Genomic DNA, 240 nt, shown 5'->3' on the forward strand with positions numbered 1-240 from the left:
GCACGAACATTTGCCTGGACGAAAAGGGTGAGCCCATGGTCGTTGAAGGCCGCGTGACAGACATCGAGGGCAATCCGATTCCGAACGCGAAGCTCGAAGTGTGGCAGACCAACGATGACGGCTTCTACGATGTACAGCAAAAGGGCGTTCAGCCTGACTCGAATATGCGCGGCGTTTTCACGTCGGATGCCGATGGCCGCTACTGGTTCAAGTCCGTCAAGCCGCGCCACTATCCGATTC

At 57.1% G+C, this 240-nt stretch carries 1 protein-coding gene; it reads left to right on the forward strand.

Going from position 1 to position 240, the window contains the following annotated elements; all coding sequences use genetic code 11:
• Positions 1–53 precede the first annotated feature (53 nt).
• Positions 54–240: dioxygenase family protein (locus tag NCR93_RS31855; RefSeq protein WP_502799875.1), on the forward strand; the 187-nt coding region annotated here is incomplete at its 3' end.

Origin of the sequence: Caballeronia sp. ATUFL_F1_KS39, assembly GCF_023630985.1 — a bacterium.
GTDB classification, from domain to species: Bacteria; Pseudomonadota; Gammaproteobacteria; order Burkholderiales; family Burkholderiaceae; genus Caballeronia; species Caballeronia zhejiangensis.